The 12,713-nt window shown below is 64.9% G+C and carries 16 protein-coding genes and 1 tRNA gene; 4 read left to right on the top strand and 13 right to left on the bottom strand.

Features of this window, described 5'->3' with window-relative positions; all coding sequences use genetic code 11:
- The first annotated feature begins 74 nt into the window (after positions 1 to 74).
- Together DL899_RS06940 and ykgO are read left to right on the top strand one after the other, a co-directional pair.
- Positions 75 to 149, top strand: a tRNA-Val gene (locus DL899_RS06940).
- A 77-nt stretch (positions 150 to 226) separates the two neighbouring features.
- Positions 227 to 352 carry a type B 50S ribosomal protein L36 gene (ykgO, locus tag DL899_RS06935; protein WP_005850168.1) on the top strand — a complete coding sequence of 42 codons (126 nt, stop codon included), beginning with the start codon at positions 227 to 229 and terminating at the stop codon, positions 350 to 352.
- A 63-nt stretch (positions 353 to 415) separates the two neighbouring features.
- Here ykgO and DL899_RS06930 read toward each other — a convergent pair whose 3' ends face one another.
- From DL899_RS06930 to DL899_RS06870, 13 genes are all read right to left on the bottom strand, one after another.
- Positions 416 to 877: a GNAT family N-acetyltransferase gene (locus DL899_RS06930; RefSeq protein WP_111733257.1), complete on the bottom strand. Its 462-nt coding sequence runs from the start codon at positions 875 to 877 to the stop codon at positions 416 to 418.
- Positions 867 to 1,700 carry an urea carboxylase-associated family protein gene (locus tag DL899_RS06925; RefSeq protein WP_111733256.1) on the bottom strand — a complete coding sequence of 278 codons (834 nt, stop codon included), beginning with the start codon at positions 1,698 to 1,700 and terminating at the stop codon, positions 867 to 869. The genes DL899_RS06930 and DL899_RS06925 overlap by 11 nt, the downstream gene beginning before the upstream one ends.
- A gap of 66 nt (positions 1,701 to 1,766) precedes the next feature.
- Complete coding sequence (locus DL899_RS06920) at positions 1,767 to 2,939, bottom strand: type III PLP-dependent enzyme (protein WP_111733300.1); 1,173 nt, start codon at positions 2,937 to 2,939, stop codon at positions 1,767 to 1,769.
- 244 nt (positions 2,940 to 3,183) lie between these two features.
- The gene (locus tag DL899_RS06915) at positions 3,184 to 3,372 is read right to left on the bottom strand and encodes a hypothetical protein (protein ID WP_111733255.1); all 189 of its coding nucleotides are present in this window, start codon (positions 3,370 to 3,372) and stop codon (positions 3,184 to 3,186) included.
- Between the two features lie 34 nt (positions 3,373 to 3,406).
- Entirely contained in the window at positions 3,407 to 4,186 is a 780-nt protein-coding gene (locus DL899_RS06910; RefSeq protein WP_111733254.1) for a succinate dehydrogenase iron-sulfur subunit, read from the bottom strand.
- 1 nt (position 4,187) lies between these two features.
- On the bottom strand, positions 4,188 to 5,081 hold the full coding sequence (locus DL899_RS06905) for a hypothetical protein (RefSeq protein ID WP_111733253.1): 894 nt from the start codon (positions 5,079 to 5,081) through the stop codon (positions 4,188 to 4,190).
- Between the two features lie 72 nt (positions 5,082 to 5,153).
- Complete coding sequence (sdhA, locus tag DL899_RS06900) at positions 5,154 to 6,959, bottom strand: succinate dehydrogenase flavoprotein subunit (RefSeq protein ID WP_111733252.1); 1,806 nt, start codon at positions 6,957 to 6,959, stop codon at positions 5,154 to 5,156.
- A gap of 28 nt (positions 6,960 to 6,987) precedes the next feature.
- Positions 6,988 to 7,359 carry a succinate dehydrogenase, hydrophobic membrane anchor protein gene (gene sdhD / locus DL899_RS06895; protein ID WP_111733251.1) on the bottom strand — a complete coding sequence of 124 codons (372 nt, stop codon included), beginning with the start codon at positions 7,357 to 7,359 and terminating at the stop codon, positions 6,988 to 6,990.
- Positions 7,360 to 7,372: 13 nt separating this feature from the next.
- Positions 7,373 to 7,756 carry a succinate dehydrogenase, cytochrome b556 subunit gene (gene sdhC, locus DL899_RS06890; RefSeq protein ID WP_111733250.1) on the bottom strand — a complete coding sequence of 128 codons (384 nt, stop codon included), beginning with the start codon at positions 7,754 to 7,756 and terminating at the stop codon, positions 7,373 to 7,375.
- A 330-nt stretch (positions 7,757 to 8,086) separates the two neighbouring features.
- The gene (locus DL899_RS06885; RefSeq protein ID WP_111733249.1) at positions 8,087 to 9,118 is read right to left on the bottom strand and encodes a MaoC family dehydratase; all 1,032 of its coding nucleotides are present in this window, start codon (positions 9,116 to 9,118) and stop codon (positions 8,087 to 8,089) included.
- Positions 9,119 to 9,120: 2 nt separating this feature from the next.
- Positions 9,121 to 9,324, bottom strand: coding sequence for a DUF1737 domain-containing protein (locus DL899_RS06880; protein ID WP_111733298.1), 204 nt, complete (start codon positions 9,322 to 9,324; stop codon positions 9,121 to 9,123).
- 5 nt (positions 9,325 to 9,329) lie between these two features.
- On the bottom strand, positions 9,330 to 9,875 hold the full coding sequence (locus tag DL899_RS06875; RefSeq protein WP_111733248.1) for an NnrU family protein: 546 nt from the start codon (positions 9,873 to 9,875) through the stop codon (positions 9,330 to 9,332).
- Between the two features lie 5 nt (positions 9,876 to 9,880).
- On the bottom strand, positions 9,881 to 10,744 hold the full coding sequence (locus tag DL899_RS06870) for an HpcH/HpaI aldolase/citrate lyase family protein (RefSeq protein ID WP_111733247.1): 864 nt from the start codon (positions 10,742 to 10,744) through the stop codon (positions 9,881 to 9,883).
- A gap of 225 nt (positions 10,745 to 10,969) precedes the next feature.
- On the opposite strand from DL899_RS06870, the gene DL899_RS06865 reads away from it, so the two are divergent.
- Together DL899_RS06865 and mdh are read left to right on the top strand one after the other, a co-directional pair.
- Positions 10,970 to 11,266: a hypothetical protein gene (locus tag DL899_RS06865; protein ID WP_111733246.1), complete on the top strand. Its 297-nt coding sequence runs from the start codon at positions 10,970 to 10,972 to the stop codon at positions 11,264 to 11,266.
- Between the two features lie 304 nt (positions 11,267 to 11,570).
- The gene (mdh, locus tag DL899_RS06860; RefSeq protein ID WP_111733245.1) at positions 11,571 to 12,533 is read left to right on the top strand and encodes a malate dehydrogenase; all 963 of its coding nucleotides are present in this window, start codon (positions 11,571 to 11,573) and stop codon (positions 12,531 to 12,533) included.
- Positions 12,534 to 12,713: the final 180 nt, after the last annotated feature.

The following is a 12,713-nucleotide window of genomic DNA, read 5'->3' as shown; positions in this document are numbered from 1 at the left end:
TTATAGACCTCGGGCACCGGCGCGGATTTCCGCGCCCCAATTTCTTTGGGGTCGGTTTCGGCGGCGGTCATTACGGGCGATTAGCTCAGCGGTAGAGCACTTCGTTGACATCGAAGGGGTCACAAGTTCGATCCTTGTATCGCCCACCATATTCACTGCCCCACGCCTGGCGCGGGGCACCCGCAACCCCAGGCGCTGGCCCGCGCCGCGACATAGGAGACGACCGATGAAGGTCAGGAACTCGCTGCGTTCGCTCAAGAACCGGCACCGCGATTGCCGCGTCGTGCGCCGCAAAGGCCGCGTCTACGTGATCAACAAGACGCAAAGACGGTTCAAGGCCCGCCAGGGCTGAACCGCTTCGATAGCGAAACTGGAAAAGACCCCGCCGCCGGCGGGGTCTTTTTCGTCACACCCCCTAATCGAGCCTTTTTCCGAAAAAGACGCGGTCATACCCGTCTTCGTGCCGCCGACCGGTCTCGACATAGCCCAGGTGCGGGTAGAACGAGAGGTTCGCAGACATCATCTCGTTGGTATATAGCCGCACCGAGGCCAGCTCCAGCCGGCGCGCCTGATCCTCGCAAAAGCCGATCAGCCTGCCGCCGATACCCCGCCCCTTGGCTGCGGGCGAGACCGCCACGGCCTCCAGGAACATGTGCCCGTCTTCGGGAAAGAACGTGATAAAGCCTGCGAATCGGCCCGCCTCTTCCGCCACATGCACCTGCGACGCGGCGATCTGCGCCGCGAAATCGGCCATCATCGGCGCGGGTTCCTTGCCGATCAGGGGGATATAGGGCGCATAGGCCGCCTGGGCGCAGGTGCGCACGGCGGGTTCGTCATCTGGGTCCGCCGACCGGATCACAATATCCTTATCGCCCATGGCTGCGGTCATAGCCGTTCGGGGATGGACTTTGCCATCCTTTCAGCGTTTCGGGCCGGGGCTGGAACACCTCGACCAGCAGCGGATGACACGCAGCGGCATCGCTGGAATGCTCGGTCGAACAATCGCCCCCGGGGCACGCCGACAGCGCGCCCAGCAGGTCGATCTCGGCAAAGAACTCCAGGTAATCGCCGGGGCGGACCGGGCTTGCCTTCATGAAATACTGCCCGGTTTCGCGGGTAAAGCCGGTGCACATAAAGACGTTGAGAACGTCATGCACATAAGGCTCGGCCTCGGCCAGCGGCACGCCCAGCGCATCGGCCAGGTTGGAATGACAGCAATGGTGGTACTGCGTGCCCTGCAGCAGGTTGCCGGTATAGGGGTCGTAGCGGGTGCCGATCACGTCATGCACCGCGCCGCCATAGGCGTCGATCCCGTACCAGCCCAGCGTATCGGCAACGATTGTCGCCATCGGCCGCAGATGCGGAAAGGCCGACCACATCCGCGCACCCGTTGTCAGATGCGTGCCGTGCAATGCCCGCGTCTTGCCCGAGTAGAACCGTTCGGAAAGATCATGCGCGTTCCACAGGTTCAGATCGCCCACCTGCGGCCCCTCGATACTGGTGATGCGAAAGAACTGCCCCGCTTCAGCGCGAAACGTGGCGGCCTCGCGCGGGGGTACGACCACCTCGGCCAGTTTTTCGGCCTGTTCGCGGGCAGCAGCATAGAGCGCCATGTCGGGCACAGGCAGCGTTTCGGTCGGATAGCAGATCACCGGCGGGGCGGCACGGCGCACGGCGGCATCGTCCGGTATCGTGGGCATCCCTGGGTCTTTCCTGTCCGGCATGCCCGCAAGATGCCCCGAATTTCCGGCCGGTGAAAGACGGTTTCAGATCACCACCACGTCGAGCGGTGGAAACCCGTTGAACCCGACGCTGGCATAGGATGACGTGTAGGCGCCACAGGCGCGGATCGCCACGCGGTCGCCTGCCCGCAGGCCCAGCGGCAGATCGACCATGCAGCGTTCGTACAACACATCGGCACTGTCACAGCTTGGCCCGGCCAGGATGCAGGGGCCGGTGCGTTCATGGTCGCGGCCAGTGATGAACTGATAGCGGATCGCCTCATCCATAGTTTCGGCAAGGCCCGAGAATTTTCCGATATCCAGATAGACCCAGCGATGCAGGTCGCCTGCGGACTTGCGCGATACCAACAGCACTTCGGCCGCGATCATGCCTGCCTCGGCTACCAATCCTCGGCCGGGCTCGGCCATCACGCGCGGCACTGGGCCGAATCGTTCCGACACCAGTTTCATGACCCGGCGGCCGTAGAATTCGGGCGCGTCGATTTCATCGCCGTAATACGCTGGGAATCCACCACCGATATTCAACAGATCTAGGTCGAAACCAGCCGCACGGGCGGCATGCCAGGTCTGGGCGACGCCATCCAGGACCGGCGCCCACATTCCGGCCCGCCGGGTCTGACTGCCGACGTGAAACGACAGCCCGGCGGGTTTCAGCCCCAGTTCCGCTGCCCGTCCCAGCAGCGCGATCGCCATCCTGCCCGAGCAGCCGAACTTGCGCGACAGCGGCCAATCGGCGGGCGACGCATCGACCAACAGGCGGACATAGACCTCGGCCCCCGGCGCATGTTCGGCGATCTTCTCGATTTCCTCTTCGGCGTCAGCGGCGAAAAGCCGGATGCCGACGCTGTGGGCAAAGGCTATGTCGGACGGGCGCTTGATCGTGTTGCCAAAGGAGATTCGCCCCGGCACCGCCCCGCAGGCAAGGCAAAGCTCGATCTCGGCGCGGCTCGCGGCATCAAAGCCGGACCCCGCGGCGACCAGGGTCCTGACAACCTCCGGGGCGGGGTTTGCCTTGACGGCATAGTGGATTCGCGCCCGGCCCAGCCCCCGTGCAAGTGCCGCGTAATGGCGTGTCACGGCCTCGGTATCCAGCACCAGGGTCGGGCGTTCGAACCGGGCTGTTTGCAGATAGGTTTCGATGCGGGAACGGCAATCGACTGCGACGCCGCCCGAAGGGCCGGCCACGTATGCGTTCATGGTCATCTCCAAATAGACCGGCCCATCAGGGGCGCGAAGTTCAGTTCAGAGACGTTACCGTCGCTACGTAACCGAAGGGGCAGAACCCCCTGTGACAGAGGCGCGTGCGTTGGCGTCTTAAGATCCGCATATGCGTCCGATCGCGCATTATCTCAAGACTTTTTTCATGCGCACGAAATTTTTTTGTTCCGCCTCGCAACCCGGCCATAAGCTGGCCGGGGATCACCTTGCGCAGGGCTACGCCTCAGCCCCGCCTGTAACCCTCGTCCAGACAGACCTTCGGCGGGTGCGTCCCCTCGCCCGGGGCCCTTGCCCCGCAGCTTGCACAGCGCCAGCCATCGCGTTGCCGACGCCAGCGGCAGGCGCGGGTGCGGCGGTTGCCGAAGATCAGGATCAGCACGAAAACCAGGACAAGCCCGGCGACGACGATCATCGCCCGGGCGCGCCCGGCTGTCCCCTGCCCACGCTCAGACCGTGCGGTCCAGCATCATCTTCTTGATCTCGGCGATGGCCTTGGCCGGGTTAAGCCCCTTGGGACAGGTCTTGGTGCAGTTCATGATGGTGTGGCAGCGGTACAGCTTGAAGGGATCCTCCAGGTCGTCCAGCCGCTCTCCCGTGGCCTCGTCACGGCTGTCTATCAGCCAGCGATAGGCATGCAACAGCGCCGCCGGGCCCAGGTACTTGTCGCCGTTCCACCAATAGCTGGGGCAGGAGGTCGAGCAACAGGCGCACATGACGCATTCGTAAAGGCCGTCCAGCTTTTCCCGATCCTCGATCGACTGCTGCCATTCCTTGGCCGGCGTGTTCGACTTGGTTTCCAGCCACGGCATGATGCTGGCGTGCTGGGCATAGAAATGGGTCAGATCGGGGATCAGGTCCTTGACCACCGGCATATGCGGCAGCGGATAGATCTTCACGTCGCCCTTGATCTCGTCCATGCCATAGATACAGGCCAGCGTGTTGATGCCGTCGATGTTCATCGCGCAGGACCCGCAAATTCCCTCGCGGCAGGACCGGCGGAAGGTCAGCGTCGGGTCGATCTCGTTCTTGATCTTGATCAGCGCGTCCAGAATCATCGGCCCGCAGCGGTCCATATCGACGAAATAGGTATCGACGCGCGGGTTCTGGCCGTCGTCCGGGTTCCAGCGATATATCTGGAACTTGCGCACATTGGTGGCACCGTCCGGCTTGGGCCAGGTCTTGCCGGTGCGGATGCGAGAATTTTTCGGCAGTGCCAGCTGGACCATGTCAGTTCCTCCTGAAGATATTCTCGGGCGCGTCGCCGTGCGCCGAAAGCGTCGATGTTGCGGCCGGATCGACCGGGACGGTCGCAGCCAGACGGGCAAGGCGCGCGGCATCGTCGGGAAAAACCCGTTCCAGCCCCTCGCACAGCCCGGCATCCTGCGCGGCAAGCCACAGCACGATGCGGTATTCGGGGTCGTCCTTCATCTCGCGCCAGCGTTCGTTGGCGCGCAGGTCTTCGCCCGTCTCGGCGGTGTCGGGAAAGGACGAACCGTTGCCGTAGCCCTGCACCGGGCCAAGGGTGTCGTCGCGGTTCTCGAACCCCAGCCGCGCCAGGCGGCCGGCGCGGTAGTCGGGTGAAACCCGCCAGTCGTCGTATCTGATCGCGATGCTGCGCGGCTCGGCTTCGCCGGTCATCAGGTTCAGCATCGCCGTATATGTCGTCACCGCCGTCAGCACGATGGCCACCCGTTTGGGGGCGGAATAGGCCGGGTTCGCCTGCAGCTTTCTGACCAGCGACGCCGCCCAGTTCATGAACCCGCGCGCGACGATCACCTCGTGATCCACCGCCGCGTCATCGACCCCCGTCGAGACAGGACGCCGGCGTTTGCCCGGCATCACGTCCTCGTAAGACAGGATCAGCGCCGCGCCGTCGCCCGCTTGCTGGGCGATGGCGGCGGCATCGGCATCCGCCCCGGCCACGCGGCGAGCGTCGATTTCGGCCGCGCGAAAGGTCGTGAAGGGGTCGCGCCCGGGCTTGCAGTTGTTGAAGAACAGCGCCCTGCCCCCCGGCGCGTTGCGCTGCAGCCAGTTGATCACGGCATGGTTGCCCGACCGCCGCAGCCCATAGACGCGCAGCACCGGGCCGGGCGCGATCCCCAAGGCCTGCCAGGCGGTCATCGCCAGGCCCCCAAGGGCGACGCCGCGGCCCGCTTGCCGCCGGTGGTTATGGCGCAGTGTTCGCGCATCGCCTCAGAACGTCCGTTCCTTCGGCGCGATCTTTTCGGGGTCGATGCCGCCCTCGTCGACGGTGGTCAGCGTGTCCTCTATCACCGGGCGATAGCTGAGGCTGACCTTGCGGTCATCGACGCGCGCGATCGTGTGCTTGCGCCAGTTCTTGTCGTCGCGCTTGGGATGATCCTCGCTGGCATGGGCGCCGCGGCTTTCCTTGCGCGCCTCGGCGCCGACGATGGTGGCCAGCGCGTTGGGCATGAGGTTGGTCAGCTCCAGCGTTTCCATCAGGTCCGTGTTCCAGATCAGCGACCGGTCGGCGACCTTGAGATCGGCCACCTTGGCGGCCACAGCATCCATCCGCTTGACCCCTTCGGCCAACGACTTGTCGGTGCGGAAAACGGCGGCATCTTCCTGCATGGTGCGCTGCATCTCTTCGCGCAGATCGGCAGTCGGCACCGCGCCATCGGCGTGACGCAGCGTGTCGAACCGATCAAGCGCCTTGTCGACCTGCGCCGTGTTCGTGTCCGGCACCGCGCTTTCGGGGTTCACCACCTTGCCGGCGCGAATCGCTGCCGCGCGACCGAACACCACCAAATCGATCAACGAGTTCGAGCCCAGCCGGTTGGCGCCGTGCACGCTGGCGCAGGCGGCTTCGCCCACGGCCATCAGCCCCGGCACCACGGCGTTGGGGTCGTCCTTGGTCGGGCTCAGCACCTCGCCCCAATAGTTGGTCGGAATGCCGCCCATGTTATAGTGCACCGTCGGCAGAACCGGGATCGGTTCCTTGGTCACATCGACACCGGCAAAGATGCGCGCACTTTCCGAAATGCCAGGCAGGCGCAGTTGCAGCGCCTCGGGCGGCAGGTGCGACAGGTTCAGGTGGATGTGGTCGCCCTTGGGGCCGACGCCGCGGCCCTCGCGGATTTCCAGCGTCATCGAGCGGCTGACATAGTCGCGCGGCGCCAGGTCCTTGTAGGTGGGCGCGTAGCGTTCCATGAACCGCTCGCCCTCGGAGTTGGTCAGATAGCCGCCTTCGCCGCGGGCACCCTCGGTGATCAGGCAGCCGGCGCCATAGATGCCGGTGGGGTGGAACTGCACGAACTCCATGTCCTGCAGCGGCAGCCCCGCACGCGCCACCATGCCGCCGCCATCGCCGGTGCAGGTGTGCGCCGAGGTGGCGCTGAAAAAGGCCCGGCCATAACCGCCAGTCGCCAGCACCACCGTTTTGGCGTTGAATACATGGATAGTGCCGTCATCAAGCTTCCAGCACACCACGCCGGTGCAGGCGCCATCGTCGTTCATTATCAGGTCGATGGCGAAATATTCGATATAGAACTCTGCTTTCTGCTTCACGCTCTGGCCATAGAGCGTGTGCAGGATCGCGTGCCCGGTCCGGTCAGCGGCGGCACAGGTGCGCTGCACCGGCGGGCCGTCGCCGAACTCGGTGGTGTGTCCGCCAAAGGGGCGCTGGTAAATCTTGCCCTCTTCGGTGCGCGAGAACGGAACGCCGTAATGTTCCAGCTCGTAAACCGCCTTGGGCGCCTCGCGGGCCAGGTATTCCATCGCATCGGTATCGCCCAGCCAGTCGCTGCCCTTGACGGTATCGTACAAGTGCCACTGCCAGCTATCGGGTCCCATGTTCCCCAGCGACGCGGCGATGCCGCCCTGCGCCGCAACCGTGTGCGACCGGGTGGGAAACACCTTGGTCACGCAGGCGGTGCGCAGCCCCTGTTCGGCCATGCCAAGCGTCGCCCTCAGCCCGGCACCGCCGGCCCCGACCACAACGACATCATATTCGTGGGTTTCGTATTCGTAAGCAGCCATCGGTGCAGTACTCCGCGTCAGTCGTCGGTCAAAAGGCGATCCGGCCCAGGGCGAACAGGCCCGTGGCGATCGTGCCGTAGGTCAGACAGGCCACCACAATGAGCAGCAGCTTGCGCGCGCTACCGCGCGAATAGTCCTCGATCATCACCGTGGCGCCATTCCGGAAATGGATCATTCCGACGAACAGCACCAGCCCGGTCAGCAACGCGATGCCGGGATGCGACAGCCGCGCGATCACCTCGTCATAGCTGCCGCCCAATGTGCGGCCAAAGACATACAGGAAGATCGGAACGATCAGCGCCAGCCCTGCCGAGCTGACAATCATGTGCCAGTGATGCTCGGGCCCGGTATGTGCCGCTCCCTTGCCCTCGGCGCGCTTGCGGTCAGTCAGGTAACGCATGCTCCCCTCCCCCTCAGACGATGGCGATTGTGATGACGGTCAGAACGACCGAACCGATGACGCAGACCCAGCCCAGCCGTTCGGCCGTGGGCAACTCCAACCCCTTGCCGGCATCGAAATAGAGATGCCGCAGCCCCGCCAGGTAGTGATACCAGATCGCCCAGAGCGACATCGTCAGCACCAGGTCGCCGAACCACGAGGTCAGCACCGCGTCGGCGGTGGCGAAATACTCCGGCCCGACAGAGGCGGCCAGGAGCCACCACACGATCAGCACCACCGCGACGATCAGGGCATTGCCGGTGATCCGCGTCAGGATCGAACTGATCGATGTCATTTGCGGGCGGTAGATTGACAGGTGGGGGGAAAGCGGGCGATCGCCCCTGTTCACGTCTGCCATGAAATCGGTTCCCTTCGTTGCTGCGCCGGGTGCGTGGCGGGCAGGGCCGCTTGATCGGTCAACTGGTGGCCGGCCGCGCGGACCCTTTGTGGTACTTTTTAATCAGCATGTCACGTGTGCAAAGCCGGAAATCCGAAATTCGGACGGCATATCGTCGCATTTTTGCTGGTTTGTGATCACGCTCAAATTGATGTGATCACGCACAAACCGGCCTATCGGTGCGCCTATGGCCGAGAACGGGTCCGACATCCCGCCATCTCATGCTCGCCCCATGCTGGCACGACCGCAGGAACGCCCATCAATCGTGATCACAAACACGCCAAGGACGACTCACATCGGTGCCAGCGCCCAGTAATCGAGGTCGAGCAGAACCTCGGGCAGGTATTTACCATTCTCGCCCTTCAGCGCGAAAGGCGCCCCGCCCTTGGTCGCCACCAGCCGCAGGCGCAGCGCGCCGACGCCCGGTGCGGCCGTTTCGGCCTTGTCCAGCACCTCGGACCAGGCCCGCACGGTATCGCCCGCGAAACAGGGGTTGGCGTGCGCGCCGGCATTCAGCCCCGCCACCACCTGGGCATTGGCCAGCCCGTTGAAGCTGAGCGCGCGCGCCAGCGAGATCACATGCCCGCCATAGATCAGGCGGCGTCCGTCCTCGCGCAGGCTGGCATCGAAATGCACCTTGGCCGTGTTCTGCCACAGCCGCGTGGCCATCATGTGCTCGGCTTCCTCGATGGTGACGCCATCGACATGGTCGATCCGCTCGCCCACCTCGTAGTCGCCCCAGCGATGCGGCTCACCGGCCAGGGCAAAGTCGTAGCCGGTGAAATTCAGCCCCTCGGGCACCATCAGATCGCCGGCGGCCAGTGCCGGGCGCAATTCGGGGATCACCGTTTCAGGCGCAGGCGCTTCGGTGTCGCGCTTGAGCACCATCACCCAGCGCACATATTCCAGCACCACCTCGTCGCGCTGGTTCAGCCCGCGGGTACGCACCCAGACCACCCCGGACTTGCCGTTGGAATTCTGCTTGAGCCCGATCACCTCGGACACCGCGCGCAGCGTGTCGCCCGGCCAGACAGCCCCCAGCCAGCGCCCCTCGGCATAACCCAGATTGGCCCGCGCATTGAGCGAGATGTCGGGAACGGTCTTGCCAAAGACCAGATGAAAGGCGGCCCAATCGTCGATCGGCGCCGCCGTCAGGCCGCAGGCGCGGGCGAACTCGTCCGACGAATGCAGCGCGTGCCGCGCCGGATAAAGCGCATGATAAAGCGCCCGCTCGCCCCCCGACACGGTGCGCGGTACCGCGTGGACGATGGTTTCGCCGACCCTGTAATCCTCAAAGAAGCGGCCCGGATTGGTCTTGGCCATGATCACTGCTCTCCCAGCTTGATATCGGGCGCATAGGTGCCCTCTGCCTCTTTCACCACGGCCTGGCCGCAGCGCATGACCCCGGCCTTTGCGTCAAAGGCATAGACGGGGGAGCCATGCAGCTCCCATCCTTTATTCAGCGCCTCGGTGACCTTGTGACAAAAGGCGGAGTTGTCCTCGCCCGTCAGAAAACGATAAAGCCGCATCTCGCTCATCCGAAGACCGGATAGCCCAGCCAGTAATGCACGCCCGCGATGGCGGCATAGACCACAACCGCGCCAACCAGCGCCATGACTTCGCGCTTTGCCGGGGCGGGCGGCGGCGGGGTCCAGCCCGGCACCGCGCGGTTGATCGCGACCACCTCGACCACGGCCCAGGCCAGCAGCCCGCCGAACAACACGATCGAGGGGACATCGCCATTCACCAGCAGATGCGCCGCGGCCCACAGCATGACCGCCACCAGCATCGGGTGCCGCATCCGCCGCGCAAGCGCCGTTTTCATGCCCGAGGCAGCGAACAGGTAGACCGACACCAGCATGATCAGGTTGTTGACCCCCGTCGTCGCCGGGCTGCGCCCCCAGAAAACCGCGCCGTCGGCCTGGCGATAGCCGATCACCATCAGCACCACGCCGGCCAGCAGCGCCAGCGCAATCACGCCCTTGCCCGCATCGCCCATCGCCGCGCGCGGCCCCGGTGCCAGGCGTTTGAACAGGTGCGCGACGGTCCACACCAGCAAACCGATGATCAGCCAGGCCATGTGTTCTATTCCTTTTCCATCTCGGAAATGGCCTGAACCCGCGCCAGCAGGCGCTTGGCGGCCATCACATGCAGGTTCTCAACGATCTGTCCGTCGACCACGGCCACGCCCTGCCCCGCGGCCTCGCTTTCCTCGTGCGCCGCGATCCGGCGGCGGGCAAGTTCGACCTCTTCCTCGGCTGGGGTAAAGGCGCGGTTCGTCACCTCGACCTGCGCCGGGTGGATCAGCGTCTTGCCGTCGAACCCCAGGTCGCAGCCCTGTTCGCATTCGGCCTTCAGCCCCTCTTCGTCGCGAAAGCGGTTATAGACGCCGTCGATGGCCACCACCCCGCGCGCCGCGCGCGCCGCCATCACCACGGTCTGCAACGCGTGCATCATCGGCAGCCGGTCGGCGCGCATGCGGCAGCCCAGATCCTTGGCCAGATCGTTGGTGCCCGCCACCAGCCCCGTCACCCGCCCATGCGCCGCGATGGCGCGCGCCTCGAACACGCTGGCGGCTGTTTCCATCATCACCCAGACCGGCATCTCGGGCGGCAGCAGGTCGGCCAGCGCATCGACATCCGTGGGGTTGTTGACCTTGGGCAGCAAAAAGACATCGGCGCCGGCGTCACGCAGCACGCGCACATCCTCGTTGCCCCATTCCGAGGTCAGCGCGTTGATCCGCACGATCTTTGTGCGCTTGCCATAGCCGCCATCGCCCAGCGCGCGCGCCAGCGTCTGGCGGGCCTCGGCCTTGGCGTCGGGCGCGACCGCGTCCTCAAGGTCAAATATGATGGCATCAGCCGGCAACCCGCGCGCCTTTTCCAGCGCCCGCTCTTTCGATCCGGGAATATATAGAACAGAGCGGAAAGGTTGCGTCGTCGTCTCCATCGGCACGTCCTCAACAGGGGTCACGGAAATATTCTTGCGCTGTCCTGCCATTTTTCGCCCGATTTGTTCAAGCCCTTTTCCGCCGCAGCGCAGAATGCGGCGGCAGCCTGACACCATGCCACGCTGCCCCTCCGCGCGCATCGTTAACCTGCTCTTGGCGCACGGCCCGCAGGCTGTTCCCAGTGCTTTGGCAAGGACCGAACCTGGAAAGGGGCTTGAGACGTGATGAAACCCACGGTGATACTGGCCGCCATCGCGGCCTGCCTGTGCAACCCGGCATCCGCCGACAGCTGCGCGCCACGCGAAACGGTTGTCGAAGAGCTGGCCGCGGGTTTCGGCGAATCGCGCCAATCCATCGGGCTGGCCTCGCAGGGCACGGTGGTCGAGGTCTTCGCCGCACCCGAAACAGGCACCTGGACGATCACCGCGACCAACGCACACGGCATCACCTGCCTGATCGCCAGCGGCCACGCCTTTGAGGCGATGACGGCGGCAGCACCCGCACCGGGCGACGACGCCTGAACGCCCGCCGTCCCCTATCGCCCACACCAGCCAGAATCGCCGCCCCGAAAAAGCCCGCATCCGCGCCGGTTCCACCCCCGGAAACACCTGCAAGGATGACCGCGCCATGCACGCGCACAGACGTCATACATATGTGCGCCACCAGCGGCGAAGCCCGCCGAAACCCTCTGAATTTTCGGGTTGATCCGGTCACGGCGGCGCCGGTTTGCCCGGCCTAACAGATTTGCCGCGTCGCGGCACCCTTGCACGCGGCGAGCTTTGCGACTAGGCCAATGCGCAAATCCAACCAGCGGAGATTGTTCCCATGGCCAGACCCAAGATCGCCCTCATCGGCGCCGGACAAATCGGCGGCACGCTCGCCCATCTCGCCGCCCTCAAGGAACTGGGCGATGTCGTTCTTTTCGACATTGCCGAAGGCGTCCCCGAAGGGAAAGCGCTCGACATCGCCGAAAGCGGCCCGTCCGAAGGTTTCGACGCCACGCTCAAGGGCACGCAGGATTATGCCGATATCGCCGGCGCCGATGTCTGCATCGTCACCGCCGGCGTGCCGCGCAAACCGGGGATGAGCCGCGATGACCTGCTCGGCATCAACCTCAAGGTCATGAAATCGGTCGGCGAAGGCATTGCTGCCAACGCGCCCGACGCCTTTGTCATCTGCATCACCAACCCGTTGGATGCGATGGTCTGGGCGCTGCAGAAGTTCTCGGGCCTGCCGACACGCAAGGTCTGCGGCATGGCCGGCGTGCTGGACAGCGCGCGGTTCCGCCACTTCCTCAGCGTTGAATTCGGCGTGTCGATGAAAGACGTCACCGCCTTCGTGCTGGGCGGCCACGGCGACACGATGGTGCCCTCGGTGCGCTATTCCGCCGTTGGCGGCATCCCGCTGCCCGACCTGGTCGAAATGGGCTGGACCACGCAGGACAAGCTGGACGCCATCGTGCAGCGCACCCGCGACGGCGGCGCCGAAATCGTCGGCCTGCTCAAGACCGGGTCGGCCTTTTACGCCCCCGCCACCGCCGCCATCGAGATGGCCGAGGCCTATCTCAAGGATCAGAAACGCGTGCTGCCCTGCGCCGCCTATTGCGATGGCGATCTCGGGGTCAAGGGCATGTATGTGGGCGTGCCCACCGTGATCGGCGCCGGCGGGATCGAGCGGGTGGTGAACATCAAGCTCAACAAGCAGGAACAGGAAATGTTCGACACCTCCGTCAAGGCGGTCAAGGGCCTGGTCGAGGCCTGCAAGGAAATCGACGCCTCGCTCAAATGAGGCGCCGACCCGGTTTCAACCATACCGGACCGGGCACGATGTGATTCAGACAGGGCCGGCCGCGACCGGCCCTGATTCTTTTCTCCCTGACAACGCCCCGGCACTTCCGGCTGTTGTGATCACGCGTTTGGAGCGTGTGATCACAAATATGGATAATTCGGCGGAAATCCCCACTCAGCG

The sequence above is a fragment of the Roseovarius amoyensis genome, assembly GCF_003260265.1.
GTDB lineage: Bacteria > Pseudomonadota > Alphaproteobacteria > Rhodobacterales > Rhodobacteraceae > Roseovarius > Roseovarius amoyensis.
The sequence above is the reverse complement of the archived record's forward strand: the minus strand, read 5'-3'. Positions and strand labels throughout refer to the sequence as shown.

Bases quoted from the DNA above. Each gene is read 5' to 3' on its own strand.
- sdhC (WP_111733250.1), bottom strand. From the start codon at position 7,756: ATGGCAGACGTGAACAGGGGCGATCGCCCGCTTTCCCCCCACCTGTCA.
- DL899_RS06920 (WP_111733300.1), bottom strand. From the start codon at position 2,939: ATGAACGCATACGTGGCCGGCCCTTCGGGCGGCGTCGCAGTCGATTGC.
- DL899_RS06875 (WP_111733248.1), bottom strand. From the start codon at position 9,875: ATGGCCTGGCTGATCATCGGTTTGCTGGTGTGGACCGTCGCGCACCTG.
- DL899_RS06930 (WP_111733257.1), bottom strand. From the start codon at position 877: ATGGGCGATAAGGATATTGTGATCCGGTCGGCGGACCCAGATGACGAA.
- ykgO (WP_005850168.1), top strand. From the start codon at position 227: ATGAAGGTCAGGAACTCGCTGCGTTCGCTCAAGAACCGGCACCGCGAT.
- DL899_RS06885 (WP_111733249.1), bottom strand. From the start codon at position 9,118: ATGGCCAAGACCAATCCGGGCCGCTTCTTTGAGGATTACAGGGTCGGC.
- mdh (WP_111733245.1), top strand. From the start codon at position 11,571: ATGGCCAGACCCAAGATCGCCCTCATCGGCGCCGGACAAATCGGCGGC.
- sdhD (WP_111733251.1), bottom strand. From the start codon at position 7,359: ATGCGTTACCTGACTGACCGCAAGCGCGCCGAGGGCAAGGGAGCGGCA.
- sdhA (WP_111733252.1), bottom strand. From the start codon at position 6,959: ATGGCTGCTTACGAATACGAAACCCACGAATATGATGTCGTTGTGGTC.
- DL899_RS06865 (WP_111733246.1), top strand. From the start codon at position 10,970: ATGAAACCCACGGTGATACTGGCCGCCATCGCGGCCTGCCTGTGCAAC.
- DL899_RS06925 (WP_111733256.1), bottom strand. From the start codon at position 1,700: ATGCCCACGATACCGGACGATGCCGCCGTGCGCCGTGCCGCCCCGCCG.
- DL899_RS06910 (WP_111733254.1), bottom strand. From the start codon at position 4,186: ATGGTCCAGCTGGCACTGCCGAAAAATTCTCGCATCCGCACCGGCAAG.
- DL899_RS06870 (WP_111733247.1), bottom strand. From the start codon at position 10,744: ATGGAGACGACGACGCAACCTTTCCGCTCTGTTCTATATATTCCCGGA.
- DL899_RS06880 (WP_111733298.1), bottom strand. From the start codon at position 9,324: ATGCGGCTTTATCGTTTTCTGACGGGCGAGGACAACTCCGCCTTTTGT.
- DL899_RS06905 (WP_111733253.1), bottom strand. From the start codon at position 5,081: ATGACCGCCTGGCAGGCCTTGGGGATCGCGCCCGGCCCGGTGCTGCGC.
- DL899_RS06915 (WP_111733255.1), bottom strand. From the start codon at position 3,372: ATGATCGTCGTCGCCGGGCTTGTCCTGGTTTTCGTGCTGATCCTGATC.